The sequence below is a fragment of the Streptomyces sp. A18 genome, assembly GCF_059026065.1.
Genome location: NZ_JBWLKL010000007.1, coordinates 226,944 through 251,803 on the forward strand (window position 1 = coordinate 226,944; position 24,860 = coordinate 251,803).

At 71.1% G+C, this 24,860-nt stretch carries 21 protein-coding genes; 14 read left to right on the top strand and 7 right to left on the bottom strand.

The window, feature by feature from the left end; translation table 11 throughout:
* Positions 1–123 precede the first annotated feature (123 nt).
* The 12 genes from AC5P1C_RS14775 to AC5P1C_RS14830 all read left to right on the top strand — a co-directional run bounded on the left by AC5P1C_RS14775 (position 124) and on the right by AC5P1C_RS14830 (position 13,689).
* Positions 124–768 (top strand): GntR family transcriptional regulator, encoded by a 645-nt coding sequence (locus tag AC5P1C_RS14775; RefSeq protein WP_493866249.1) that lies wholly within the window; start codon positions 124–126, stop codon positions 766–768.
* Positions 765–1,715, top strand: coding sequence for a dihydrodipicolinate synthase family protein (locus AC5P1C_RS14780; protein WP_493866250.1), 951 nt, complete (start codon positions 765–767; stop codon positions 1,713–1,715). Before AC5P1C_RS14775 ends, AC5P1C_RS14780 begins: the two co-directional genes overlap by 4 nt.
* The gene (gene araD / locus AC5P1C_RS14785; protein WP_493866251.1) at positions 1,712–3,427 is read left to right on the top strand and encodes an L-arabinonate dehydratase; all 1,716 of its coding nucleotides are present in this window, start codon (positions 1,712–1,714) and stop codon (positions 3,425–3,427) included. The genes AC5P1C_RS14780 and araD overlap by 4 nt, the downstream gene beginning before the upstream one ends.
* Positions 3,428–3,534: 107 nt before the next feature.
* A complete protein-coding gene (locus tag AC5P1C_RS14790) occupies positions 3,535–4,491 on the top strand; it encodes a carbohydrate ABC transporter permease (protein WP_493866252.1) in 957 nt (318 codons plus the stop codon).
* A 32-nt stretch (positions 4,492–4,523) separates the two neighbouring features.
* The gene (locus tag AC5P1C_RS14795) at positions 4,524–5,399 is read left to right on the top strand and encodes a carbohydrate ABC transporter permease (RefSeq protein WP_493866349.1); all 876 of its coding nucleotides are present in this window, start codon (positions 4,524–4,526) and stop codon (positions 5,397–5,399) included.
* On the top strand, positions 5,396–6,607 hold the full coding sequence (locus AC5P1C_RS14800; protein ID WP_493866253.1) for a Gfo/Idh/MocA family protein: 1,212 nt from the start codon (positions 5,396–5,398) through the stop codon (positions 6,605–6,607). The genes AC5P1C_RS14795 and AC5P1C_RS14800 overlap by 4 nt, the downstream gene beginning before the upstream one ends.
* 7 nt (positions 6,608–6,614) lie before the next feature.
* Positions 6,615–7,469, top strand: coding sequence for a DUF6807 domain-containing protein (locus AC5P1C_RS14805; RefSeq protein WP_493866254.1), 855 nt, complete (start codon positions 6,615–6,617; stop codon positions 7,467–7,469).
* Entirely contained in the window at positions 7,466–9,007 is a 1,542-nt protein-coding gene (locus AC5P1C_RS14810; protein WP_493866255.1) for a glycoside hydrolase family 43 protein, read from the top strand. Before AC5P1C_RS14805 ends, AC5P1C_RS14810 begins: the two co-directional genes overlap by 4 nt.
* 40 nt (positions 9,008–9,047) lie before the next feature.
* Entirely contained in the window at positions 9,048–10,424 is a 1,377-nt protein-coding gene (locus tag AC5P1C_RS14815; protein WP_493866256.1) for an ABC transporter substrate-binding protein, read from the top strand.
* On the top strand, positions 10,421–11,233 hold the full coding sequence (locus AC5P1C_RS14820) for a rhamnogalacturonan acetylesterase (RefSeq protein ID WP_493866257.1): 813 nt from the start codon (positions 10,421–10,423) through the stop codon (positions 11,231–11,233). The genes AC5P1C_RS14815 and AC5P1C_RS14820 overlap by 4 nt, the downstream gene beginning before the upstream one ends.
* Before the next feature lie 2 nt (positions 11,234–11,235).
* A complete protein-coding gene (locus tag AC5P1C_RS14825) occupies positions 11,236–12,528 on the top strand; it encodes a pectate lyase family protein (RefSeq protein WP_493866258.1) in 1,293 nt (430 codons plus the stop codon).
* A 60-nt stretch (positions 12,529–12,588) separates the two neighbouring features.
* On the top strand, positions 12,589–13,689 hold the full coding sequence (locus AC5P1C_RS14830) for a pectinesterase family protein (protein WP_493866259.1): 1,101 nt from the start codon (positions 12,589–12,591) through the stop codon (positions 13,687–13,689).
* Here the strand turns inward: AC5P1C_RS14830 and AC5P1C_RS14835 are convergent.
* The 3 genes from AC5P1C_RS14835 to AC5P1C_RS14845 all read right to left on the bottom strand — a co-directional run bounded on the left by AC5P1C_RS14835 (position 13,586) and on the right by AC5P1C_RS14845 (position 18,458).
* Positions 13,586–14,794, bottom strand: coding sequence for an MFS transporter (locus AC5P1C_RS14835; RefSeq protein ID WP_493866260.1), 1,209 nt, complete (start codon positions 14,792–14,794; stop codon positions 13,586–13,588). The genes AC5P1C_RS14830 and AC5P1C_RS14835 overlap by 104 nt on opposite strands.
* A gap of 119 nt (positions 14,795–14,913) precedes the next feature.
* The gene (locus tag AC5P1C_RS14840) at positions 14,914–16,629 is read right to left on the bottom strand and encodes an ABC transporter ATP-binding protein (protein WP_493866261.1); all 1,716 of its coding nucleotides are present in this window, start codon (positions 16,627–16,629) and stop codon (positions 14,914–14,916) included.
* A complete protein-coding gene (locus AC5P1C_RS14845) occupies positions 16,626–18,458 on the bottom strand; it encodes an ABC transporter ATP-binding protein (RefSeq protein ID WP_493866262.1) in 1,833 nt (610 codons plus the stop codon). Before AC5P1C_RS14845 ends, AC5P1C_RS14840 begins: the two co-directional genes overlap by 4 nt.
* A gap of 152 nt (positions 18,459–18,610) precedes the next feature.
* Here AC5P1C_RS14845 and AC5P1C_RS14850 point away from each other — a divergent pair, with 152 nt between their 5' ends.
* Positions 18,611–19,300 carry a TetR/AcrR family transcriptional regulator gene (locus AC5P1C_RS14850; RefSeq protein WP_493866263.1) on the top strand — a complete coding sequence of 230 codons (690 nt, stop codon included), beginning with the start codon at positions 18,611–18,613 and terminating at the stop codon, positions 19,298–19,300.
* 34 nt (positions 19,301–19,334) lie between these two features.
* Here AC5P1C_RS14850 and AC5P1C_RS14855 read toward each other — a convergent pair whose 3' ends face one another.
* The 3 genes from AC5P1C_RS14855 to AC5P1C_RS14865 form a co-directional block, all read right to left on the bottom strand.
* Positions 19,335–20,177: a pectate lyase gene (locus AC5P1C_RS14855; RefSeq protein ID WP_493866264.1), complete on the bottom strand. Its 843-nt coding sequence runs from the start codon at positions 20,175–20,177 to the stop codon at positions 19,335–19,337.
* Positions 20,178–20,273: 96 nt separating this feature from the next.
* On the bottom strand, positions 20,274–21,137 hold the full coding sequence (locus AC5P1C_RS14860; RefSeq protein WP_493866265.1) for a hypothetical protein: 864 nt from the start codon (positions 21,135–21,137) through the stop codon (positions 20,274–20,276).
* Positions 21,137–21,670 (bottom strand): SigE family RNA polymerase sigma factor, encoded by a 534-nt coding sequence (locus AC5P1C_RS14865; protein ID WP_493866266.1) that lies wholly within the window; start codon positions 21,668–21,670, stop codon positions 21,137–21,139. Before AC5P1C_RS14865 ends, AC5P1C_RS14860 begins: the two co-directional genes overlap by 1 nt.
* A 221-nt stretch (positions 21,671–21,891) precedes the next feature.
* Here AC5P1C_RS14865 and AC5P1C_RS14870 point away from each other — a divergent pair, with 221 nt between their 5' ends.
* Positions 21,892–23,793, top strand: a complete 1,902-nt coding sequence (locus tag AC5P1C_RS14870; protein ID WP_493866267.1) for a rhamnogalacturonan lyase — start codon at positions 21,892–21,894, stop codon at positions 23,791–23,793.
* A gap of 35 nt (positions 23,794–23,828) precedes the next feature.
* On the opposite strand, the gene AC5P1C_RS14875 is transcribed toward AC5P1C_RS14870, so the two are convergent.
* Complete coding sequence (locus AC5P1C_RS14875) at positions 23,829–24,839, bottom strand: LacI family DNA-binding transcriptional regulator (protein WP_493866268.1); 1,011 nt, start codon at positions 24,837–24,839, stop codon at positions 23,829–23,831.
* Positions 24,840–24,860 lie beyond the last annotated feature (21 nt).

The following is a 24,860-nucleotide window of genomic DNA, read 5'->3' on the forward strand; positions in this document are numbered from 1 at the left end:
CCGGTGGGCGTCCTAACTTCATCGCGTCGTACTTCGTACGTCATATATGAGACGCGATACGCGATGACTGCACGGCGGCCGCGCCACGGCTGCACGACGGCTGCACGACGACTGAGAGCATCGATGAACTTTGCGCCCCACCCCATCCCCTCGCGCACGCAGTACGTGCTCGAGGCGGTCAAGCACCGTATCCTCACCGGGCAGTTGGCGCCCGGCCAGCCGCTCGTCGAGACCGAGCTCGCCGCCCAGTTCGCGGTCTCCAAGACTCCCGTGCGGGAAGCGCTGAAGACACTCGCCGGGACCGGGCTCGTCGTCATGAGCCAGTACAAGGGCGCCACCGTGCGCACGGTGGACGCGGCCATGGCGCAAGAGGTCTACGACGTACGCCTCCTGCTCGAACCGGAGGCGCTGCGCCGCACCGTCCACTCGGGCGCCCTCCTGGAGGAGGCACGCGACGCCCTGGAACGGGCGGACCGCGCGGCCGACGCCGCCGAACGCTCGCTGGCCAACCGGGAGTTCCACCGCGCGCTCTACGTGCCGTGCGGCAACCCTCTGCTGTCCCGGATGCTCGACGACGTGCGCGACCAGGCGGCCCTGGTCTCCGCCGTGGCCTGGGCGACCCTGCCGTCCTGGGAGCGGGAGGCGGCCGAGCACCGGGAGATCCTGCGCCTCGCGCTCGCGGGAGAAGCCGACGCGGCGGCGCGCGGACTCCACGACCACATCGCCTCGTTCGTGCGGCGGGCGTTCCCGGAGGGGGAGCTTTCATGACCGGACCGAGCCTCCAGCAGCACGACTCCCCCTTCGGCGACTCCCGCTTCGACGCGCTGCGTTCCGCTCTCGCCGACGTCGTCGCGATCCCGGTGACCCCGTTCGCCGATGACGGCTCCGTGGAGCCGGACACCTACCGTGCCCTGGTGCGACGCCTCGTCGACGCCGGCGTGCGCACCCTCACCCCGAACGGCAACACCGGGGAGTTCTACGCGCTGAGCCCCGACGAGCGCCGCCTGGTCACCGAGTTGACCATGGAGGAGACGGGCGGGGACGGCGCTGTCGTCCTGGTGGGCGTCGGGCACGACCTGCCGACGGCGATCGCCGCGGCCCGGCACGCGCGGGACGCCGGGGCGCACATGGTGATGGTCCATCAGCCGGTGCATCCGTACGTGTCCCAGGACGGCTGGGTCGACTACCACCGTGCCGTCGCCGACGCCGTGCCCGAGCTCGGCGTCGTCCCCTACATCCGCAATCCTCGTCTGGCCGGTCAACGCCTGGCGGATCTGGGCGAGTTGTGCCCGAACGTGATCGGCGCGAAGTACGCGACGCCGGACGCCGCCGCCTTCGCCGCGTTCGCGCGGGACGCGGGGCTCGGGCGCTTCGTGTGGGTCGCGGGGCTCGCCGAGCTGTACGCGCCCGCGTACTGGTCCGTCGGCGCCACCGGCTTCACGTCGGGCCTGGTCAATGTGGCACCCGAGGTGTCCCTGAGCATGCTCGAAGCCCTGCGGGCGGGCGACTACCCGGCGGCCATGGACGTCTGGGAACGGATCCGCCGCTTCGAGGAGCTGCGCGCCGCCGACCAGTCCGCGGACAACGTCACCGTCGTCAAGGAGGCCCTGGCAGCGCTCGGTCTGTGCCGCCGCGAGGTGCGCCCGCCGAGCCGGGTCCTGCCCGACGAGCGGCGCGAGGAGATAGCGGCGCTGGTGAAGGCGTGGGCGATATGAGGCCCGACGAACTGCGCAGCCACCAGTGGTATAGCACGGACGGCCTTCGGTCCTTCAGCCACCGCGCGCGCACCCGGCAGCTGGGGTATCTGCCCGAGGAGCATCTGGGCAAGCCCGTGATCGCGGTCCTCAACACCTGGTCCGACATCAACCCCTGCCACGTCCATCTGCGCGACCGTGCCCAGGCGGTCAAGCGCGGGGTGTGGCAGGCGGGCGGCTTCCCCCTCGAATTCCCCGTCTCCACACTGTCGGAGACCTTCCAGAAGCCGACCCCGATGCTCTACCGGAATCTCCTGGCCATGGAGACCGAGGAGCTTCTGCGGTCCTATCCCGTGGACGGCGCGGTGCTGCTCGGCGGCTGCGACAAGACGACTCCCGCCCTGCTCATGGGCGCCGCGAGCGCCGACCTGCCGGCCGTGTTCGTGCCTGCCGGGCCCATGCTCCCCGGGCACTGGCGCAACGAAGTCCTCGGCTCCGGCACCGACATGTGGAAGTACTGGGACGACAAGCGGGCCGGTCTGATCGGCGACTGCGAACTGGCGGAACTGGAGAGCGGGTTGGCTCGCTCCCCCGGTCACTGCATGACCATGGGGACGGCCTCCACGCTGACCGCGGCGGCCGAGGCGCTCGGCGTGACGATGCCCGGCGCCTCGTCCATCCCCGCGGTGGACTCCGGTCACGACCGGATGGCGGCCGCTTCCGGCCTGCGGATCGTCGAACTCGTGCGCAAGGGCCTGACGTTGTCGAGGCTTCTGACGGCGGAGGCCTACGAGGACGCGGTCGCCACCGTCCTCGCGCTCGGCGGCTCCACCAACGCCGTGATCCACCTCATCGCGATGGCGGGCCGCAGCGGCGTACGGCTCACGCTGGACGACTTCGACCGGATCGCGCGGACCGTGCCCGTCCTCGCCAACCTGCGCCCCGGCGGGCAGTACCTCATGGAGGACTTCCACTTCGCGGGCGGACTCCCGGCGTTCCTGGCCCAGTTGACCGACGTACTCCACCTGGACCGGCCCACCGTCGCCCACGACACCCTGCGCGAGCAGCTCGCGGGCGCCACCGTGCACAATCCCGAGGTCATCCGCCCCCGCACCGAGCCCCTGGCGGACGAGGGCGGAGTGGCGGTGCTCCGCGGCAATCTCTGCCCGGACGGCGCCGTCATCAAGCACATCGCCGCCGAGCCGCATCTGCTGCGGCACACCGGCCCCGCGGTCGTCTTCGACGACTACCGGCAGATGCAGGGCTCCATCAACGACCCGGCGCTCGGCATCACCGCCGACCACGTCCTGGTGCTGCGCGGCTCGGGCCCCAAGGGCGGTCCCGGCATGCCCGAGTACGGCATGCTCCCGATCCCCGATCACCTGCTCAAGCAGGGGGTGCGTGACATGGTGCGGATCTCCGACGCGCGGATGAGCGGCACGTCGTACGGGACGTGTGTGCTGCACGTCGCGCCCGAGTCGTACGTGGGCGGGCCGCTCGCCCTGGTCCGTACGGGCGACCTGATCACCCTGGACGTCGAGGCACGCTCGCTCCATCTCGACGTCGATGATGAGGAGTTGGCGCGGCGCAAGGCCGCGTGGACACCGCCGCCCGCGCGTTACGGGCGCGGCTACGGCGCGCTCTACAGCGAGCAGATCACCCAGGCCGACACCGGCTGCGACTTCGCGTTCCTGGCCCGCGAGGGCGAGGTCCCCGAGCCGTACGCGGGCTGAGCCCTTCCCCTCTCCCAGCTCTTCTATTTGTACGAGATTTCGAACAACGTCTGCGAAGCGCTTCATCTCGCGGACTGTGTGCCGCCCATGAGAACGGAGAAGCAGACATGGCCTCAGCTGTGGCGAAAGCGCCACCGCAGCCACCGCCCCGGCGCCGCACGCCGGGTGCGCCCCGGCGCCGCACGGGAGCGACCCCGCGCCGCCTCCCGTATCTGCTGATCGCGCCGGCCGGACTCCTGATGGTGGGCTTCATCGCCTACCCGGTCATCAGCGTCTTCTACTACAGCCTGCGCCACTACAACCCCACCAAGCCGTGGCGCGACGGCTTCGCGGGGTTCGAGAACTTCGTCACCGCCTTCACCGACGACCCGCAGTTCTGGCAGACGCTCGGCTTCAGCCTGCAGTGGGTGGCCGTCGAGGTCGTCCTGCAGCTGCTCCTGGGCCTGGGGCTCGCGCTGATCGTCAACCAGACCTTCATCGGCCGCGCGATGGCCCGCGCCCTCGTCTTCTCGCCGTGGGCCGTCTCCGGCGTACTGACCTCGACGATCTGGTTGCTGATCTTCAACTCCCAGACGGGCATCACCCGTTACCTCGCGGACATGGGGATCGGCACGTACGGAACGTCCTGGCTCTCGGACACCAGCACCGTCTTCCCGGCCGTCGTCGTCGCCGAACTCTGGCGCGGTGTCCCCTTCTTCGCGATCCTCATCCTCGCCGACCTGCAGTCCGTCTCGAAGGATCTGTACGAGGCCGCGGAGGTGGACGGCGCGAGCCGCTTCCGGCAGTTCTTCCACATCACGCTGCCCCACCTGAAGGACGCGATCATCCTCTCCACGCTGCTCCGCGCGGTCTGGGAGTTCAACAACGTCGACCTGCTCTACACCCTCACCGGCGGCGGACCCGCGGGCGAGACGACGACCCTGCCGCTGCGCATCGCGTCCATCGCCGTCGACTCGCACGACTTCGGCTACGCATCCGCGCTGACCTCCATCGCGTTCGTGATCCTCCTCTTCTGCTCGATGGTCTATCTGCGCCTGAGCAAGTTCGGGGGGCAGGACAAGTGACCACCACTCAGCACCTGGACAGGGGAGCCGACATGGCGGCCGTGACCGCTCCCGCCAAGCCGTCCGCCGGCGGCCCGCGCACACCCAGGCGACGCCCCTGGGACGAGGCCCCCCGCTGGCAGATCTATCTCCCCCTCGGCCTGTACCTCCTGTTCACCCTCATCCCCTTCTACTGGATGCTGCTCTTCGCGATCCGCCCGGCGGGCTCGACCTCGCTGCTCCCCTGGCCGATCACGTTCGAGCACTTCGACAAGGTGTGGACCGAGCGGAGCTTCGCGCTCTTCTTCCAGAACAGCCTCATCGTCGGCGTCCTGTCGATGCTGATGACGACGCTCGTCGCCCTCGCCGGCGGCTACGCCCTGGCCCGCTTCGACTTCAAGATCAAACGCGGCTTCATGCTGGCGCTGCTGTGCTCGCAGTTCATCCCCGGCGCACTGATGCTGGTGCCCCTCTTCCAGATCTTCGCCAACCTCCAGATGATCAACTCCCTTGGCAGCGTCATCATCGCCGAGGCCGTCTTCCAGCTGCCGCTCTCGATGATCCTGATCAGCGGGTTCATCAAGAACGTGCCGTACTCCCTGGAGGAGGCCGCCTGGGTCGACGGCTGCGGACGCTTCCGCGCCTTCTGCGCCGTCGTCCTTCCCCTGCTGCGGCCCGGTCTGATCGCGGTCGGCTCCTTCGCCTTCGTGCACAGCTGGAACCACTTCCTGTTCGCCCTGATGTTCCTCTCCAACCAGGACAAGCAGACGATCCCGGTCGGCCTCGCCACGCTGATGGGCGCCGACAGCGTCGACCTCGGCGCACTCGCGGCGGGCGGCGTCATCGCCGCACTGCCCGTCGTGATCGTCTTCGCCTTCATCCAGAAGTGGCTGGTCACCGGGTTCAGCGCCGGGGCGGTGAAGGGGTGAGCGCCGCGCCCCTGCCCGTCGTCCTCGCCGGAGCGCGCGGACACGGCAGATGGCATCTGGCGAACATCCGGCGCCTCCAACAGGCCGGTCGCGTACGGCTCGTGGGGATCTGCGAGCTACAACCGCTGACCGCCGCCGAGCTCGACGGGGCCGGTGAGCCCGTGCAGTCCGCGGACTTCGCCGCCCTGCTCGACGCCACCGGAGCCGCCGCGGCAGTCATCTGCACGCCCATCCCCACCCACGCGGACCTGGCCGTCGCCGCCGCCGCGCGGGGCGTGCACCTGCTCCTGGAGAAGCCGCCCGCCCCTTCGTACGCCGCCTTCCGGCGGATCACCGACGCGGTCGGCGCCGCGGGGGTGGCCTGCCAGGTCGGGTTCCAGTCGCTCGGCTCGCAGGCCGTGCCCGCCGTCCGCGCGCTGGTCGCCGATGGGGTGATCGGCGAGCCGATGGGGGTCGGCGCTGCGGGCGCCTGGGCGCGTGACGAGGCGTACTACCGGCGCGCGCCCTGGGCCGGGCGGCGCCGCCTGGACGGCGCTGACGTCGTGGACGGGGTCCTGACCAACCCCCTGGCGCATGCCGTCGCCACCGCCCTGGCGGTCGACGGGTCCGTACGGGCCGAGGACGTGGCACGGGTGGACACGGAACTGTTCCGCGCCAACGCCATCGAGTCCGACGACACCTCGTTCGTGCGGATCACCACCGCGCGCCGCGGACACGTCGGTGTCGCCGCGACGCTCTGCGCCGAGCAGCCCGACGAGCCGTACGTCATCGTCCACGGCAGCCAGGGCCGCATCACGTTCTGGTACAAGCAGGACCGGGTGCTCGTGCAGCGCGCGGGGCACGGGCCGCAGGAGGTCCTGAACGGTCGGACGGACCTCCTCGAGAACCTCGTCGACCATCTCGCGGGCCGCGCGGAGCTGCTGGTTCCGCCGGCCTCTACGGGCGCCTTCATGAAGGTCGTGGAGGCGGTCCGCCGGGCGCCCGACCCGCGGCCCCTGCCGGTCGAGGCCTGGCGCGCCGTGCCAGGCGAACACGAAGGCGTGCGGCGCCGGATCGTGCACGGCATCGACGGACTCGTCGCGGCTAGCGCCGACACGCTGTGCGGCTACGCGGAGCTCGGCACGTTCTGGGCGCTGCCGCCCGGCCGGGCGCCCGGCCGCCGGCCGCCGGTTTCTCGCACCCCCACCGCCGAGACCCCACCGAGGTGAGAACGCCATGAACAGAACCGCGACCGACACCGCGCTCATGCTGCGCTGCTCGGGCCGCCCCGTCGTCCGCTACGTCATCCACCCCTCGGCCGAACCCCGGCTCGCGCCCCGCCCCTACCTCCACCCCGTGCGGACCTTCGGCGGCCTCCCCGTCACCGAGTACGGCCCGACCGACCACCCGCACCACTTCGGCGCGGGCGTCGCCGTGCCCGACGCGGCGGGCCGCAACTTCTGGGGCGGGCGCACCTACGTACGCGACCAGGGGCCGACCGAGCTCGACAACCACGGCGAGCAGCGCCACCTGGAGTTCAAGCTGCGCGACCCCGACGGATTCGTCGAGGAGATCGGCTGGCTCGACGGCGCGTGCGAGCTCCTTCGCGAGCGGCGCACCGTCGCGGTCACGCCGCTCACCACCTCCGCCTGGGCCCTCGACCTCACGTTCTCCCTCACCAACCCGGCCGCCACGGAGATCTCCCTCGGCAGCCCGGCCACCAACGGCCGCCCCGGTGCCGCCTACGGAGGCTTCTTCTGGCGCGCCCCCAAGGAGCGGCAGGCGCCCCAGGTGTTCACCGCGGACGCCGAGGGCGAGGCCGCCGTCCATGGCGCCCCCGCCGACTGGCTGGCCCTTGCGGGGCAGGGCTGGACCCTCGTCTTCGCCGGGGCGACGCCCGAGACGCGCCGCGACCCGTGGTTCGTGCGGACCGCGGAGTACCCGGGCGTCGGCTCCTCGCTCGCGTCCGCGCGACGCCTGCCGATCGGCCCCGGCGAGACCGTCGTACGCCGTGTCATCACCGTCGTCGCCGACGGGCGGCCCAGCCGGGCCGAGGCCGCGGGGCTCGTCCGCAAGGCGGTGACCGCGTGAACGCACCCTGGCCCGACGCGCACAGGCTCGGTGACCTCGGCGACGGGACGTACCGCAATCCCGTCCTCGCCGCCGACTGGTCCGACCCCGATGCCGTGCGGGTCGGCGACGACTTCTACCTCACCGCGTCCAGCTTCGGGCGCGCCCCGGGCCTGCCGCTCCTGCACTCCCGCGACCTGGTGAACTGGACCCTGATCGGGCACGCCCTGGAGCGCCTGGAACCGGCGGAGTCGTTCGCCGCGCCGCGGCACGACTGCGGGGTGTGGGCGCCGTCCATCCGGCACCACCAGGGACGGTTCTGGATCTTCTGGGGCGACCCCGACCACGGCGTCTTTCAGGTCAACTCCCCCGACATCCGCGGACCTTGGAGCGCCCCGCATCTCGTCAAGGCGGGCAAGGGGCTCATCGACGCCTGCCCGCTGTGGGACGAGGAGCGCGGCGAGGCGTATCTCGTACACGCCTGGGCCAAGTCGCGTTCCGGCGTCAAGAACCGCCTCACCGGCCATCGGATGAGCTTGGACGGCCGCGAACTCCTGGACGAGGGACAAGTGTTGGTCGACGCCGACAAGATCCCCGGCTGGTTCACGCTGGAGGGGCCCAAGCTCTACCGCCATGACGGCTGGTTCTGGATCCTCGCTCCCGCCGGTGGGGTGGAGAACGGCTGGCAGGGCGCCTTCCGTTCACGCACCTTCCACGGCCCCTACGAGGAACGGATCGTCCTGGAGCAGGGCGACACCGCCGTCAACGGCCCCCACCAGGGCGGTTGGGTGCGCACCCCGTCCGGCGACGACTGGTTCCTGCACTTCCAGCAGCGCGGCGCGTACGGCCGTGTCGTCCACCTCCAGCCGCTGCGCTGGGGCGCCGACGGCTGGCCGGTGATCGGGGACGGCGGCGCCCCCGTCGACGTACACAAGAAGCCCGACCTGCCGCCGCAACCCGCTTCCGCGCCCACCACCGACGACGACTTCCCCGGCGGGCGCCACGGCCGCCAGTGGCAGTGGTCCGCCAACCCCCGGGAGGGCTGGACGACTTCGCACGCGGCGGACGGTCTGCGCCTTGCCTGCGTACGGTCCGCCGACGCCCACGACCTGCGCCGCCTGCCGCACGTCCTGACCCAGCGGCTCCCGCTCGCGCCCTGCACCGTCGAGGTCGCCCTGCGGCTCGACGGCGCCACGGCCGACGCCAGGGCCGGGCTCGCGGTGCTCGGTGACGCCTTCCACTGGATCGGCCTCGAACGCGACGGCGACGGCTCGGTCCGACTCGTCCACCGGTTCGCCGAGTCCGTCGCCGAACGGGAGCGCGACGCCGAGCATCCGCGCCCCGCCGCCGACGGCACCGCGCGGCTGCGGATCGACATCACGGACGGCGCCCGCTGCCGCTTCTCCGCCGACACCGGCGACGGCTTCCGTCCTTCGGGCCAGGTCTTCGCGGCGGCTCCGTGGCGGTGGGTGGGCGCACTCATCGGCCTGTTCGCCGCCGCCCCCTCGGGCCGGAACGGAGCCGGGACGGCCCTGTTCACGCACTTCCGCATCACCTGAAGCCCCGTATGCCGCACACCCTCAAAGAAGAGAGCCGATCATGAGCATCACCATCCGTGGGAACCGAGACAGAAGCAGAGAAGGAAGCAGAGACAGAAGCCGTCGCGCGGTGGCCGCCGTCGCCGTCACCGCCGCGCTCGCGCTGACCGCCACCGCCTGTGGCGACGACGGCAGCGGGGCCGGCGGGGACAAGGGCCAGGAGGGGTCCGGGAAGGGCGAGATCACCTTCTGGGACAACAACGGCGGTGTCCGCACCGACGTCTGGAAGGAGATCATCAAGGACTTCGAGGCGAAGAACCCCGACATCCGCGTCAAGTACGTGCCGATCCCCGCCGAGAGCGTGCAGTCGAAGTACGACACCGCCATCCAGGGCGGCGGCCTGCCGGACGTCGGCGGTGTCGGCGCCGCGATGCTCGCCGGGATCTCCGCGCAGGACGCCCTGGAGCCCCTTGACGAGCGGCTGAGCGGCAGCTCCCTGGACGGCGAGCTGAACCCGGGCATGGTCGACAGCGTCCGGGCCGCGGGCGGCGGCAAGCAGCTCTTCACGGTGCCGACGTCGGCGAGCAACGGCGTGCTGTACTACCGCACCGACCTGTTCAAGGCCGCGGGTCTGGACGCCCCCACCAACTGGGGCAAGTTCTATGAGGCGGCGGAGAAGCTCACCGCCAAGGGCGACAACAAGTTCGGGTACACCATTCGCGGCGGCGAGGGCTCCATAGCTCAGGCGCTCGACGCGACGTACGGCCAGTCCGGCATCGGATCGTTCTGGGACGGCGACAAGACCACCGTCAACGACCCGAAGAACGTTGCGGCGTTGAAGAAGTACGTGGCGCTCTACAAGAACAACACCCCCGCGGCCGACGTCAACAACGACTTCAAGAAGATGAACGCCCAGTGGGACACGGGCCAGATCGGCATGCTCAGCCACAACCTCGGCTCCTACACGGACCATGTGAAGGCGCTCGGTGAGGGCAAGTTCCGCGGACTGCCCAACCCGACGACCGACGCGGGCGTCCGCGTCCAGGTCTCCAACCCGGTCGACGGGCTCGGCCTGTTCAAGTCCGGCAAGAAGAAGGCGGCGGCCTGGAAGTTCATCGAGTTCGCGGCCTCGCACGAGTCCAACAGCAAGTGGAACAAGTCGGCCGGCGCCATCCCCGCCAACACCGCGGCCTCCAAGGACGCCTGGGTGAACGAGGCCGAGCCCACGAAGCTGGCCGCCGCCGCGCTCAACGACGGCTCCCTGAAGATCGTGCAGCTGCCGTACTACCTGCCCGACTGGAACACCATCAGCAAGGCCGACAACGAGCCGAACTACCAGAAGGTCCTGCTCGGCAAGATGTCCGCGAAGGACTTCCTCGACACCCTCGCCGAGCAGCTCAACAAGGCTCAGGCCGAGTGGAAGGAACAGAACAAGTGACAGCGCGCCCCGCGCACGGCGTCGGCAGACGCCGTGCGGTCGCGGCCCTCGCGAGCCTTCCGCTCACGGCGGCCGCGGCCCCGGGGGCGTTCGCCCGCCCGGCAGGCACCAGGCCCACGCTCTACATCGCCGGAGACTCCACCGCCGCGCAGAAGTACGCGGACGCGGCGCCCGAGACCGGCTGGGGCATGGCTCTGGCCTTCTTCCTCCACGACCGGCTGAGAGTCTCCAACCACGCCATGAACGGCCGGAGTTCGAAGAGCTTCGTCGACGAGGGCCGTCTAGCGGTGATCCTGGAGGCGATCCGACCCGGCGACCGCCTCCTCATCCAGTTCGCGCACAACGACGAGAAGAGCGCCGACCCGGCCCGCTACACCGAACCCTGGTCGACCTACCAGGACTACCTCAGGCAGTACGTCGACGGGGCGCGGTCCCGTGGCGCGCGGCCGGTGCTCGCCACCGCCGTGGAGCGGCGGAAGTTCGACGCGGACGGCACCGCGCTGCCCACCCATGGCGAGTATCCGGCGGCGATGCGGGCCCTCGCCGACGCCGAGGGCGTGCCGCTGCTCGACGTCCAGACCCAGTCCCTGGCCCTGTGGCAGAGGCTCGGCGTCGAGGCGACCAAGGCGTACTTCAACTGGACCGCCACCGAGCAGGACAACACGCACTTCAATCCGCCGGGCGCGATCGAAGTGGCCCGGCTGGTGGCAGCCGGGCTGCTGCACCGCGGGGTGCTCGCGCCCCGGGACGTGCGACGGCTCGACGACGCGATACCCGAATCCTGGATCACCTGGCCGGAAGGATCATGACGATGAGGACGACGAGCATGCCGGCACGCAGATCCCTCGCCGCACTCGCGGGGTGCACCGCCCTGGTGATGGCGGTCACCAGTGCCCCGGCCTCGGCCGCCGGCGCCCGGCACGACGTACTGCCGCCCCGCGACGGCTGGGCGTCCGCCGACGGCGGGACCACCGGCGGCGCCGGGGCCGATGCCGCGCACACCTACACCGTCACCACCTGGGAGGAACTGCGGACCGCGCTCGCGGACGACCCGGGCGCTCCCCGGATCATCAAGGTCAAGGGCACGCTGAACGCCACGGCGGAGGGCTGCGCCGCCTTCGAGGCCGATGGCTACGACTTCGACCGCTACCTGGCGGACTACGACCCCGCCGTATGGGGACGTGACACGCCTGTCAGCGGCGCGCAGGAGGACCTGCGGGCGGCGTCGGCGACGCGGCAGGCAGCGGCGATCAAGGCGTACGTCCCGGCCGACACGACCATCGTGGGCGTCGGCCGGCGCGCCGGGATCGTCGGCGGCAGCCTGCAGATCCAGGGTGTGGACAACGTCGTCGTCCGCGACCTCACGCTGGAGAGCCCGCTGGACTGCTTCTCGCAGTGGGATCCCACGGACGGGGACAGGGGGGCCTGGAATTCCGAGTACGACAGCATGGTCGTGCACGGCTCGACGCATGTGTGGGTCGACCACAACACGTTCACCGACGGCGAGCATCCCGACAGTTCGCTGCCGTCCTACTACGGCGAGCTCTACCAGCAGCATGACGGCGAGCTGGACGTCGTACGCGGCGCCGACCTCGTCACCGCCTCCTGGAACGTCTTCGCCGACCACGACAAGACCCTGATGATCGGCAACAGCGACAGCGCGGGCGACACGGACCGCGGCAAGCTGCGGGTCACCCTGCACCACAACGTCTTCCGGGACATCGTCGAGCGGGCGCCGCGCGTCCGCTTCGGGAAGGTGGACGCGTACAACAACCACTTCGTGGTCCCCGCGGACGGCTACCAGTACTCCTTCGGCATCGGCCAGGAGTCTCAACTCGTCGCCCAGAAGAACGCGTTCACGCTCCCGCACGGGGTCAGCGCCGCGAAGATCCTGAAGAAGTGGAAGGAGGCGCCGGTCACCGCCGACGCCAACCACGTCAACGGCAAGCGCGTGGATCTCATCGCCGTGCACAACGCGGAGATCCCCGAGGAGACCCTTCAGTCGGGTGCGGGCTGGACACCGAGCCTCCGGACGCGGGTGGACGACCCGCGCAGGCTGCCAGGCCTGCTCGACCGTCGGGCGGGCGCCGGCAAGCACCGCTGAGCCCGCCCTCCTCTCCCTCGTACCTCCCTCCTGCCCGAGCCGCACAGCGAAGGATCAGCCATGCCCTCGCACCACTCCCGCACGACCTTCGACCGGCGTACGTTGCTCACCGCGAGCGCGGGCGTCGGAGCCGCCCTGGCCCTCGGCGCCGCGCCCGCCGTCGCCGCCGCCGCGCACCGCCCCACCCGACGGACGCTGTACGTCGACCCGGCGGGGCGCGGCGACCACACCACTGTCCAGGCCGCCGTGAACGCCACGTCCGGCGCGGGCTGGAGGCTGGTCATCGCCCCGGGCACGTACCGCGAGACGGTGACCGTGCCCGAGACGAGCGCCGGGCTCACGCTCATCGGCGCGAGCGGCGATCCACGCGACACGGTGATCGTGTACGACAACGCGGCGGGCACCCCGAAGCCCGACGGCTCCGGGACCCATGGGACCAGCGGGTCGGCCACCACGACCGTGCGGGCCGCCGGTTTCACCGCCCACGCGATCACGTTCGCCAACGACTGGCTGCGCGCCGACCACCCGGACTACACCGGCACCCAGGCCGTCGCGCTCAAGGCGACGGGCGACCGCTCGGCCTTCTTCCGCTGCCGCTTCCTGGGCCACCAGGACACGCTCTACGCCGACACCGCGGAGCTGGGTGCCTTTGCCCGCCAGTACTTTCGCGACTGCTACGTGGAGGGCGACGTCGACTTCGTCTTCGGCCGCGCCACCGCGGTCTTCGAGCGCTGCCGCTTCCACACGCTCACCCGGAGCGACCTGGCCACGGCGCCCTACGGCTTCGTCTTCGCGCCGTCCACCGCCGTCGCCAACCCCCGCGGCTACCTGGTCTCCCGCAGCCGGGTGACGAGTGGCGCCCCGGACGCGTACTACAAACTGGCCCGCCCCTGGGTCCCCAGCTCGGACACGACGGCACGCCCCATGCTGACGGTGCGCGACACCCGACTCGGGCGCGGTATCGACGCGGTGGCTCCGTACGCGAACATGCGCGACGCCCACCCCTGGCAGGCCCAGCGGTTCGCCGAGTACCGCAACACGGGGCCGGGGGCGGTCGTCACGGTCCCGCAGAACCGCCCTCAACTGACCGACGCCGAGGCCGGGTCCGCGACGCGCGCCTCCTACCTGGCGGACTGGACTCCGGCGCGGAAGGACGGCTGAGCAGCCACAGCCACAGCGCCGCCCCCGTGAACTGGAACACGGAGATACTCAGCATCAGGCCGTCGGCGCCGAGTCGGCCGGCGAACACCCCGGTCAGCGCGGCGCCGCCCGCCGACGCACCGATCTTCAGGCTGCCTCCGGTGGTGTTGACCTGGCCGAGGCGGTCCGGCGGCGACTCGCGCTGACGGAGCATCAGTGTCGCGGCGAAGAGCGGCCCTTCGGCCAGGCCCGCTCCCACGCACACGGCCCACGCCCACGGCAGGGAGGGCACCACCGCCAGTGCGGCGACGGCCGCGCCGAACCCCAACAGGCCACCCAGCACCGCCCGTTCGGATCCGCGGGGCGTGAGCCATCGTGACGAAGCAAGCGTCCCCGCGAGGGATCCCAGAGCGAAACAGGCCAGCAGTTGCCCGCCCGCCGCGGGGCCCGCCCCGATGTCCTGGCCGAGCAGCACCGCAGCCACCGCGAACCCGCCGTATCCGAACCAGGCGAACATCGTCGACACGGTCAGGGCCCGCAGCACCCTGTTGGCCCCGAGGACAGAGAGCCCGCCCGCGACAACCTGCACGACACCCGTCCGCTCCTTCCTGACCTCCGGCGGCGGCGGGATCCGCATCAGAGGAACGACGAGCAGGCCGAGCACGGCGGCGGCCACGATCACGATCCCGGTGTTTCCTCCGCCCGCGAGCGCGGCGACCACCGCGGCGAGGCCAGGACCGGCGATGGCCGCGATGTTGTAGCTCGACGCCTCGAGGCCGTACGCACGCGAGAGCCGCTCAGGGGGCACGAACCTCGGCAGCAGGCTGGTGAGCGCCGCCACGACCGGCTCGACACAGCCGACCACGGCGGCCACCATCAGCACGAGCACCAGCGGCGAGCGCCCCGCCGTCGTCATGAGGAGGGCGGTCGCGAGCGCATAGCCGCCCGCGAGCGCGATCACGAGACGGCGCGGACGCTGCGTCCGGTCGAGGGCGTGGCCGATGAGCGGCCCGCTCAGCACGTACGGAAGCGTCATCGCGGTCTGTACGAACCCGGCGCTCGCCGCGTCCCCGGTACGCGCCTGGACGGTGAGCACCAGCGCGGTCGCGACCCCCTCGGCGGACACCCTGAGCAGCGTGGCGGCCGTGAGATGCGGGCGAAGCAATCGGGCCCCCTGAGCACTCGTACACGACGGACCGATGCACGAGGCACCGACTCATGAGATACCGACTCATGAGGTCCGACTCAATCACCCGCCGTCGGTGCCAGGGAGACGTTCCAGAAATCGGCGTAGCGGCCGCCGAGGCAAAGCAGTTCGTCGTGGCTGCCTTCTTCCACGATGCGGCCGCCGTCCAGGAAGACGACGTGATCGGCGCGCTGGACGGTCCGCATGCGGTGCGCGACCATCACGACCGTCCGGCCCGCCATCAGGCGCTCGATGCCCTCGTGGACGGCTGCCTCGTTCACCGGGTCAAGTGCGGAGGTCACCTCGTCGAGGAGCACGATGGGCGCGTCCTTCAAGAGCGCTCGGGCGATCGAGACCCGCTGGCGCTCACCGCCCGACAGGAGGGCGCCGCCCTCGCCGACATGCGTCGCCCATCCCGCGGGCAGCCGCTCGATCACCTCGTCCAGGCGCGCCGCCGTGGCTGCCGCCCGCACTTCGGCCTCGTCGGCGTCGGGTCGGCCGATGCGGATGTTCTCCTCGATCGTGCCGCCGAAGAGGTAGACGTCCTGGAAGACGATCGAGAACCGCGCCATCAGCACCTCGGTGTCGACGGCGCGCACATCCACGCCTCCCACGCGCACCGCGCCCGCGTCGACGTCGTAGAACCGCGCGAGCAGTTGCAGCAGGGTGCTCTTGCCCGCGCCCGAGGGACCGACGACGGCGAGCCGTCGGCCCTGGGGCACGGACAGCGACGCGTCGTCGAACACCGTGCGCTCCCCGTGCCGGAAGGTGACGGACTCGAACTCCAGGTCATGGCCCGCTGGTTGGACCGGCACGGCCGGTTCCGGCAGCGGTTCGGTGCGCAGGACCTCGTCGAGTCTGGCCAGTACGGAGCGCGCGCCGCGGAGTCTTCCTCCGATGTCCGACAGCGAGAGGAGCGGATCCGCGCAGCGGGCGGCGAGGACCAGGATCGTCAGGACCTCCACGACGCCGATGTCCCCGTCGAGCGCGAGGTGGGCACCCAGGGCGAGCAGCCCGGTGAACATCGCCTGCACCGTGAGGGTCAGACCCACCGCGCCGGGCAGCGCCGACAGCGTGGAGCGGCGGGAGGCGCGTTCGACTTCCCGGAGCGATTCGTCGAGCAGCCGGAAGCGTTCGGCCGTGCGGCCACCGGCCCGCAGCGCCGGCTGGACCTGGAGGTACTCGATGACCCGCCCGGTCGCCTCGTCGTCGCGCGCGGCACGCTCCGCGTCACCCGCGGCCATCGAGCGTGCCGTCCAGAGCTGGATGGCCGCCACGATCGGTACGGCGGCCGACGCGGCAAGCCCCATCTGCCAGTTGAACGCCAGCATCACGGCGACGATCGTCAGGGGTGTCACGCTTGCGGAGATGAAAGGTGCGAGGAGATGGGCGATCACGCTCATCGCCTGCAGGACGCCGCGACCGGCCAGGACCGACACCTCGCCGAGGCGGCCCGCCTCGTACCAGCCGATGGGCAGGCGGGCCAGATGGTCGCCGAGCCGGTGGTACATGCCGCGCAACAGCGCGGTCCCGACGAGGAATCCGGACAGGTCGCTGATGTAGCGCAGAGCCGCGTACAGCGCGATCGCGGCCCCGAACGCGATCAGCCAGGGCCAGGCGTCGTCGGGCGTGCTGCCGAACAGGGCCCGCGACAGGGGCACCAGCAGGGCGTAGGACAGCCCTTCGGTGATCGCGGTCGCTGTCATGAGGGTCACGGTGCGGCGCAACGGCCGTGCGTACTCGCGCCCGAGGACGCGCAGGAGCATGCGGATCATCGGGGCTCGCCTCCTTGCGGCACGCGGCTGTCGGCTTCGGTGCTGTGGGCCTCGGCGCTGTCGGCTTCGGCGCTGTGGACCTCCATGCCGTGGGCTGCCGTCCCAGCGGCAACCGCCGATCGGTGGTGGGACAGCCAGAACGCGGCGAACCTGCCGTCCTGCGCGAGGAGTTCGGAAGGTGATCCGCGCTCGACGATCACGCCGTCGTCCAGCATCACCACGGTGTCGGCCTCCGTGATCGTCTCCAGGCGGTGGGCGATGACCAGAAGGGTCCGATCGCCCTCCAGCGTCGCCAGGGACCGGCGCATCGCCTGTTCCGTCTGCGGGTCGGCGAAGGCGGTCGCCTCGTCAAGGACCAGGACGGGCGTATCGGCGAGGAGGGCACGGGCGAGCGAGATCCGCTGCGCCTCGCCGCCCGACAGGCCGGCGTCTTCTCCGATCACCGACTCGTAGCCGCGGGGCAGTTCGAGGATCCGGTCGTGAACGTTCGCGAGCCGGGCGGCGCGCACCACGTCCGCGCGGTCGGCGCGCGGTACGGCAAGGGCGATGTTGTCCGCGACCGACGCGCGCAGCAGGGAGACGTCCTGGAAGACGAAGGAGACCCGTCGGTAGAGCTCCCGGCCGTCGAGGGCGCGCAGGTCGACACCGCCCAGGACGATGGAACCGTGGGTCGGGTCGAAGAACCGGGGCAACAGCTGGACCAGAGTGGACTTTCCGCTTCCCGACGGTCCGACGATCGCGGTGACCGTGCCGGGCTCGAGCACCAGGTCGATCCCGCGCAGCACTTCGCGATCGGCCTCGTATCCGAACCGGACGTCACGCAGTTCCACCCGGTGGCCCCGGGGTGTGGCCGGGTGCGCGGGCTCCGGCAGCGACGGCACGTCGAGCACGTCCCGGATCCGGCCGACGGCGCGCCGGGCGGCCTGCATCTCGTCGAAGCCGTGGCCGAGGGCAGCCACCGGTGCGGTCAGCCCCAGGCCGAGCAGCAGGAAGGGCAGCAGGTCGGCCGGGGCGAGGTCGCCGCCGGTGATCAGGGACACGCCACCGATCAGCACGACGAGCAGGACGAACGGCGGCGAGAGCACCAGTTGCATCCCCGCGGCGATCCGCGAGATGCCGTGCACCCAGCGGTTGAAGGTGTCCACGAAGTCGTCGGTGGCCGCGAGGAACTCGCGGTGGGCGCGCCCGGATCCGCCGAACGTCTTGACCACCGAGATGCCCTGCACGAACTCGACGACGGACGTCGAGATCCGCCCCATGGCCGCGTCGAACTCCTCCTGCTCGCGCAGCCGGGTCGGCGTCATCATGAGGGGAACGAGGGCCACCGCGAGGACCACGGGAATCAGCGTGATCAGAGTGAGCCGCCAGTCGATGGTGAACAGGTAGATCAGCGACGCAAGGGGCACCACGAACGCGGAGACGAGTTCGCCGGGGGTGTGGGCGATGAACGGGTGGACCGCGCCGACGTCCTCCCCCACCACCTTGGCCAGCTCACCGGTCCGGCGCCGGGAGAACCAGCCGATCGGTACCCGCCCGAGGCGGGCCGCCAGTTGCCGACGGAACGTCAACTGCACCTGCCCGTCGACGACATGACCGATGCCGGAGGACGCGGCCGTGAACAGCAGCCGGACGAACATACCGGCCGCGCCCGCGATGACGACGGCCCGGACATGTCCGTGGTCGACGGGTCCGGGTGACAACAGCGTGCGCCCCAGCTCGACGACCGCGAGCAGCGGCGCCAGACCGGCGACAGCACCGATGACCTGAAGGACCACCACGGCGGCGAAACTCCGGACGTGCGGGCGCAACAGCCCCGCCATGTCACTCATCGTTCCCCCGCCTTCGTCAGTCGGTCGGCCAGCAGCTCGAATAACTTTCGGAACATGTTCCGAAAGTAGCATCGAGACAGCCGGGCTGTGAACACGAAGGCTGGATCCGCACCCGTATCAAGGCCGGGTCGACGGGGCGGCATGATGGGGCGATGGCCCGATCCCCCGCATCCCACGGCCGCACCGGCCGGCCACCCCTGACCTCCCGTGCGCAGATCCTGACGGCGGCCCGTGGGCTGATCGACCAGGACGGCTGGGAGAAGCTGACCATCCGCCGGCTCGCCGCCGAGCTCGGCATCGGCGCGACGACCCTGTACCACCACATCCAGAGCAAGGACGATCTGCTGCTCCTGCTGCTCAACCACCACGTCGCCCAGATCGAGCGCCCCCCGCTGCCCGGCGACCCGCGGGAGCGCATCGTCGTGGCCACCACCGCGCTGCACGACGCGCTCGCCGCCTGGCCATGGGCCGCGGAAGTCCTGTCGGCCGACGGTTTCGTCGGCCTCCTCGACGAATCGGCGATGTGGATGGTCGAAGCCATCGTGGCCGGGGCCGACGACCACGGGTGCACTCCCGAGCAGAGCGTCGACGTCTTCCGCAGCCTCTGGTACTACACCGTCGGCGAGGTCCTCGTCCGCGCCCACTCCGCCCGCCGGCACGCCGCCGGCAAGCCCTTCGCCTACCGCGACGACCTGGACCCGTCCAAGGTGCCCCACCTGGCCGCCATCGGCGTCCGATGGGCCGCGCTCGCCGCACGGGACATCTACCCCCAGGGACTCCGCGTGTTCGTCGACGGGCTGCTCGCACAGGCGGACGGCGTGACGACGGCGGGCCACCAGTGACCGGCCGGTCGCTGGTGGCCCGCACGCCCTACGGCTACGGGTAGCTGATGTCCGACGCGCTGTACTTGCAGTACGTCCCGTCAGGGCCGCTGCCCGTCTCGTCGGGCTCGTCGCCCGAGTCGTTGCCGGTGTAGCGGATGCAGGGCTTGATCTTCTTGTCGTCGTCGCCGTGGATACGGATCTTGCTCAGGGTCGCCGTGTCGCCGTAGTTGGTGTTGATGCCGACCAGCGACTTGCCCGGCGCCGTCACGTCCACGTCGTTGATGACGATCGTGCGCTTGTACTGCTTGGAGCAGTTGCCGCAGGAGCGGACCAGCTTGCCGAAGTCCGAGACCTGGAAGCCGGTGATGTTCAGCTTGCCCGCGCCGTTGAACTGCAGGACCTTGTCGTCGGCCTTCTTCGCGCCGCCGCCGGTGACGGTGTACACCGAGCCGGTCGATGTGCCCTTGAAGGTGGCCGCGTCCTCGCCGACGTCCTCCCACCACACGTTCTGGATGGTGCAGCTGCCGGAGCAGTGCACGCCGTCGGCGGCCGGCTTGCCGAGCACGACGTTCTTCAGGACCGCGCCGTCCTTCAGCTTGAAGATCGGGTCCTGGCCCTCCTCCTGGCCGTCGCCGCCCAGGTCTCCGCTGCCGTAGAAGCGCTGGAGCCCGCCGTCATAGGTGCCGGACACCTCGATGGTCTTCGTGACGGGCTTGTCGCCGGTGGGGGTGGGCCAGTCGGCCGCGGCCGTCGCCGCTCCGGCCGGGGAGAGCAGCATGGTGGCGCCGAGGGTGGCACCGGTCAGCAGGAGGGCGCCGCCCGCCGCGCCCACGACACGGCGGCGGGTCAGTCGGCGCTTGCGGCTCTTGCGCAGTTCGGCTCGTTGCGTGGTCATGGGGACCGCTCTTTCGCTGGGGGGATGACCTTGCGTCTGCTGGTCTCCGCCCGGGTGCGGAAGGTTGCCGCCCCGCCGAACCTTTTCCGCGGGGTGCTACGAGGTGCGGGCGAAGTCGCCGCGTACCGCCGCCTTCTGGCCTGATGCGGTCGCCTCCGCCGCGTACGTGTCCTCGCCCGCGTCCCTGCCGCCTTCGGCGTGGTTGTACTGGCCCGCGAAGACGTGCTCCCCCGCCGGGACGGTCCGGCCCGCCTTCAGCGTCCAGCGGTAGACCAGGTCAGCGCCCTGTTCGCGCACGGAGACGGTGAAGTCGTCGGCGGGCAGGGAGCGCCAGTTGCCGGTGTCGGTGACGCTGCCGGTCTGCGCCACGCGCAGTTCGACGGTGAGCGCGCTGAGCGGCTTCCCGGTCTTGAAGGTGAGGGTGCTCTGCGCCCAGAAGTCGTTGCTCTGCGGGTCGATGGAGCCGTCGCTCCAGAGGTAGCCGTCCTCGACGCTCTTGGCGTCCGGCGCCACACGCCGCGTGGATGGCGGCGGGTCGTCCTTCTTCGGCGGCCGGTCCGCGTCCTGGTTCTTGTCCCGGCCCGGCGCGGTCGTCGTCGGGTGCGCGGGCTCGGCCGGTGAACTCGGCTTGGCTTTCTCGTCGTTCGGCGCTGACGCGGAGGGGCTGGGCCCGGACGAGGAGTCCGGGGCGGGAGGTGTGCCCACGGTGCTCGGCGGCGCGTCCTCGCCCTGGACGACGGAGGCGACGGCGTACCCGCCGAACGCGAGGACTCCGGCCACGGCGGCCGTCGCGCCGGCGATCCGCAGCCAGGGGGCGGGCCGTGGCAGCCCGCCGCGGGACGCGGCAGCGGGATCGTCGGCGTCGCGCTCCATGCCGCGCTCGATCCGGGCGAGCATCCGCTCCCGGTCGGGGCGGTGCTCGGCCGCGCCATCGCGCAGCTTCTTGCGTACGTCGTCCATCACTGCCTCCCTCCCACGAGTTGCGACGCGGCCCGCTCACCCAGTTGCCGTTGCAGCTCCGCCATCCCCTTGGACGTCTGGCTCTTCACCGTACCGACCGATATCCCCAGGGTGAGCGCGGTGTCCCTCTCCGACAGGTCGAACGCGTGCCGCAGGACCACACAGGCCCGCTTACGGAACGGCAGCGTACGCAACGCCTCCTGGACGTCGACGACCGCAGGAACGTCGGGGTCGTCCACGCCCTCCGCACGCTGCCCCCAGAACAGCGCGACGCGGCGGCGCTCGCGGACGGCACTGCGGATACGGCTGCGCGCCATGTTGGCGACGACGCCACGGGCGTACGCGGCCGGATGATCCGCGGCGCGCACCCGGTCCCAGCGGTGCCAGAGCGCGACCAGGGCGTCCGCCGCCAGGTCGTCGGCGGCGTCCTTCTCGCCGGTCAACATATGGGCGAGGCGGGCGAGTTCGGCGTAGTGCCGCTCGAAGAAGTCATGGAACTCCGCGGCGGCTGCGTCATCGACGGCTGTCCCCACGGGCGACCTCATCTCTGTGCTTGCGCGGCTCAGCGCGCGCTGGTGACCCCCCTGCCTCCGAAGCGCGGTGCGCGAGCATAGCAACGTCTGTGCGAGACATCGAACAACGTCCGGAACCCCAGTCAGATCTGAGCCAACGAAGGAGTCGTCCCAGCGGCAACCATTCGCGCTCCCCGCGGCGACTCAGCCGAGGCACTGTCCCTATCCCCGCAGGAGCACCCATGGCAGAGCACCCGTACACCGAACCACCCCGCCGCACGGGCCGAAGAGGACGGCGGGCCCGCGCCCGGGTCCTGATCACCGCCGTCGTCGCGGGCGCGCTCGCCGCCGGGGGGCTCATCGCCCTGTCGTCCACCTCGTCGGCGGCCACCACGCGCCAGGCCGAAGCACTGGACCGCGGCGTGGTCAGCGTGCACACCGACGCCGGGAATCTGGTCAGTTGGCGCTGGCTGGGCACCGATGACGACGACGTGGCCTTCAACGTCTACCGAGGCGGTACGAAGGTCAACGCGTCCCCGGTCACCGGCTCGACGAACTACTTCCACCCGGGGGCACCGAACAGCGCCGACTACACCGTCCGCGCGGTGGCCGACGGCACCGAGCAGGGCGACTCCGTGCACGCGGTGCAGTTCCGTGCCGGGTACAAGGACGTGCCGATCACACCGCCCGCCGGGGGCACGACCCCGGACGGCGTGGCGTACACGTACGAGGCGAACGACGCCTCCGTGGGCGACCTCGACGGGGACGGCGCCCTGGACTTCGTACTGAAGTGGCAGCCCACCAACGCCAAGGACAACTCCCGGTCCGGCTACACCGGCAACACGGTCATCGACGGAATCAAGCTCGACGGCACCCGGCTGTGGCGGATCGACCTCGGCAGGAACATCCGCTCGGGCGCGCACTACACGCAGTTCCAGGTGTACGACTACGACGGGGACGGCAGGGCCGAGGTCGCCATGAAGACGGCGGACGGCACGAAGGACGGCACGGGCAAGGTGATCGGCAGCGCGTCCGCGGACCACCGCAACTCCGGCGGATACGTCCTGGCCGGTCCCGAGTACCTGACCATGTTCGACGGACGCTCCGGCGCCGCGCTCGACACGGTCGACTACGTCCCCGCGCGCGGCAACGTCGCATCCTGGGGCGACAGTTACGGCAATCGCGTGGACCGCTTCCTCGCCGGGACCGCCTACCTCGACGGCAGCAGGCCGTCGCTGATCATGGCGCGCGGCTACTACACGCGGTCCGTCATCGCCGCCTGGGACTGGCGGGGCGGTGCCTTCACCCGGCGCTGGACCTTCGACACCAACTCCTCGACGAACGCGGGCAAGGGATACGACGGCCAGGGCAACCACAGCCTGTCGGTCGCGGACGTCGACGACGACGGCAAGGACGAGATCGTCTACGGCGCGATGACCGTCGACGACAACGGCAGCGGTCTGTGGACGACCAAGCTGGGCCACGGGGACGCCGGGCACGTCGGCGACCTCGACCCCTCACGCGCGGGCCTGGAGTACTTCAAGGTCTCCGAGGACAGCTCGAAGCCGGGTTCCTGGATGGCCGACGCCCGCACGGGGCAGCGCCTGTGGGCCACGGCGACGGGCACGGACAACGGCCGGGGCGTGTCCGCGGACATCCACGCCGGTTCGGCGGGCGCCGAGTCCTGGTCCGCGGCCGACAGCACCCTGCGCTCACCGTCCGGCGCGTCGGTCGGCCGCGAGCCGTCCAGCATCAACTTCGTGAACTGGTGGGATGGCGACACCACGCGCGAACTCCTCGACGGCACGAGGATCGACAAGTACGGCACTGGCGGCGAGACACGACTCCTGACGGGGGCGTCGGTCGCCTCCAACAACGGCACGAAGGCGACCCCAGCGCTCTCGGGCGACATCCTCGGCGACTGGCGCGAGGAGGTCGTGTGGCGCACCGCGGACAACAAGGCACTGCGGATCCACTCCACCCCGCACGAGACAAAGACGAAGATCACCACACTGCTCCACGACATCCAGTACCGCACGGCGCTCGCCTGGCAGAACACGGCCTACAACCAGCCCCCGCACCCGAGCTTCCCCATCGGCTCCGGCATGGCGAAGGCGCCGCGCCCGGTGGTGTCCACGCCCTGAGCAGCAGCCCAGAGGCCGACGGCCCCGGTGACCCGCTACTGGGCGGGCCCGGGGCCCGAGCTAGCCCGCACCGTCAACTCTGGTGCGAGCAGCGCGACTTCATCAGCCCCCTGCCCGCGCAGCTTCGCGACGACGCGCTCCACGGCCTGCCGCCCCATCTCCTGTGCGGGTATGGCGACGGAGGTGAGCCGCACCGAGGCCTGGGTGGCGACCTGGTCGGGGCAGATGGCGATGACGGAGACGTCCTCCGGTATGGCGCGGCCCTGTTGACGCAGGAGGCTCAGGAGCGGCTCCACGGCGGACTCGTTCTGCACGACGAACCCCGTGGTGCCGGGGCGTTCGTCGAAGATCCGGGCCAGGGTCGCGGCGAGCGCGTCGTACGACCCCTCGCAGGGCCGGTGCAGCACGCGCACGCCGAGTTCACGGGCCCGCGAGCGCAGCCCGTCCAGGGTGCGCTCGGCGAACCCGGTGTGCCGCTCGTACACGGCGGGCGCCTCACCGATCACGGCGATGTCCCGGTGTCCGAGCCCGGAGAGGTGCTCGACGCACTGGGCGCCGGTCGCCTCGAAGTCGAGGTCGACGCAGGTCAGGCCGGTGGGGTCGGCGGGCAGGCCGATGAGGACGGCCGGTCGGTCGGCCTCGCGGATCAGCGGGAGCCGCTCGTCGTTCAGCTCCACGTCCATCAGGATCATCGCGTCGGCGAGCGCGCTGCCCTCGATGCGGCGGACCGCCTCGGGCCCCTCCTCGCCGGTCAGGAGCAGCACGTCGTACCCGTGGGTGCGTGCGGTGGTGGCGACGGCGATGGCTATCTCCATCATCACCGGCACATACATGTCGGTGCGCAGCGGCACCATGAGCGCGATGATGTTGGACTTGCTGCTGGCCAGGGCGCGGGCGCCGGCGTTCGGGTGGTAGCCGAGCTCCCGGATGGACCGTTCGACGCGGTCCTTGGTGGAGGTGGAGATGGACCGCTTGCCGCTGAGTACGTAGCTCACCGTGCTGGCCGAGACTCCGGCGTGGTGGGCTACCTCGGCGAGGGTGACCATTCAGCTCTCCTAGACGGGCAT

Excerpts from the sequence above, each read along its gene's own strand:
- AC5P1C_RS14775 (WP_493866249.1), top strand. The coding sequence starts at position 124 with ATGAACTTTGCGCCCCACCCCATCCCCTCGCGCACGCAGTACGTGCTC.
- AC5P1C_RS14780 (WP_493866250.1), top strand. The coding sequence starts at position 765 with ATGACCGGACCGAGCCTCCAGCAGCACGACTCCCCCTTCGGCGACTCC.
- araD (WP_493866251.1), top strand. The coding sequence starts at position 1,712 with ATGAGGCCCGACGAACTGCGCAGCCACCAGTGGTATAGCACGGACGGC.
- AC5P1C_RS14790 (WP_493866252.1), top strand. The coding sequence starts at position 3,535 with ATGGCCTCAGCTGTGGCGAAAGCGCCACCGCAGCCACCGCCCCGGCGC.
- AC5P1C_RS14795 (WP_493866349.1), top strand. The coding sequence starts at position 4,524 with ATGGCGGCCGTGACCGCTCCCGCCAAGCCGTCCGCCGGCGGCCCGCGC.
- AC5P1C_RS14805 (WP_493866254.1), top strand. The coding sequence starts at position 6,615 with ATGAACAGAACCGCGACCGACACCGCGCTCATGCTGCGCTGCTCGGGC.
- AC5P1C_RS14815 (WP_493866256.1), top strand. The coding sequence starts at position 9,048 with ATGAGCATCACCATCCGTGGGAACCGAGACAGAAGCAGAGAAGGAAGC.
- AC5P1C_RS14825 (WP_493866258.1), top strand. The coding sequence starts at position 11,236 with ATGAGGACGACGAGCATGCCGGCACGCAGATCCCTCGCCGCACTCGCG.
- AC5P1C_RS14830 (WP_493866259.1), top strand. The coding sequence starts at position 12,589 with ATGCCCTCGCACCACTCCCGCACGACCTTCGACCGGCGTACGTTGCTC.
- AC5P1C_RS14840 (WP_493866261.1), bottom strand. The coding sequence starts at position 16,629 with ATGATCCGCATGCTCCTGCGCGTCCTCGGGCGCGAGTACGCACGGCCG.
- AC5P1C_RS14845 (WP_493866262.1), bottom strand. The coding sequence starts at position 18,458 with ATGAGTGACATGGCGGGGCTGTTGCGCCCGCACGTCCGGAGTTTCGCC.
- AC5P1C_RS14850 (WP_493866263.1), top strand. The coding sequence starts at position 18,611 with ATGGCCCGATCCCCCGCATCCCACGGCCGCACCGGCCGGCCACCCCTG.
- AC5P1C_RS14855 (WP_493866264.1), bottom strand. The coding sequence starts at position 20,177 with ATGACCACGCAACGAGCCGAACTGCGCAAGAGCCGCAAGCGCCGACTG.
- AC5P1C_RS14860 (WP_493866265.1), bottom strand. The coding sequence starts at position 21,137 with ATGGACGACGTACGCAAGAAGCTGCGCGATGGCGCGGCCGAGCACCGC.
- AC5P1C_RS14870 (WP_493866267.1), top strand. The coding sequence starts at position 21,892 with ATGGCAGAGCACCCGTACACCGAACCACCCCGCCGCACGGGCCGAAGA.
- AC5P1C_RS14875 (WP_493866268.1), bottom strand. The coding sequence starts at position 24,839 with ATGGTCACCCTCGCCGAGGTAGCCCACCACGCCGGAGTCTCGGCCAGC.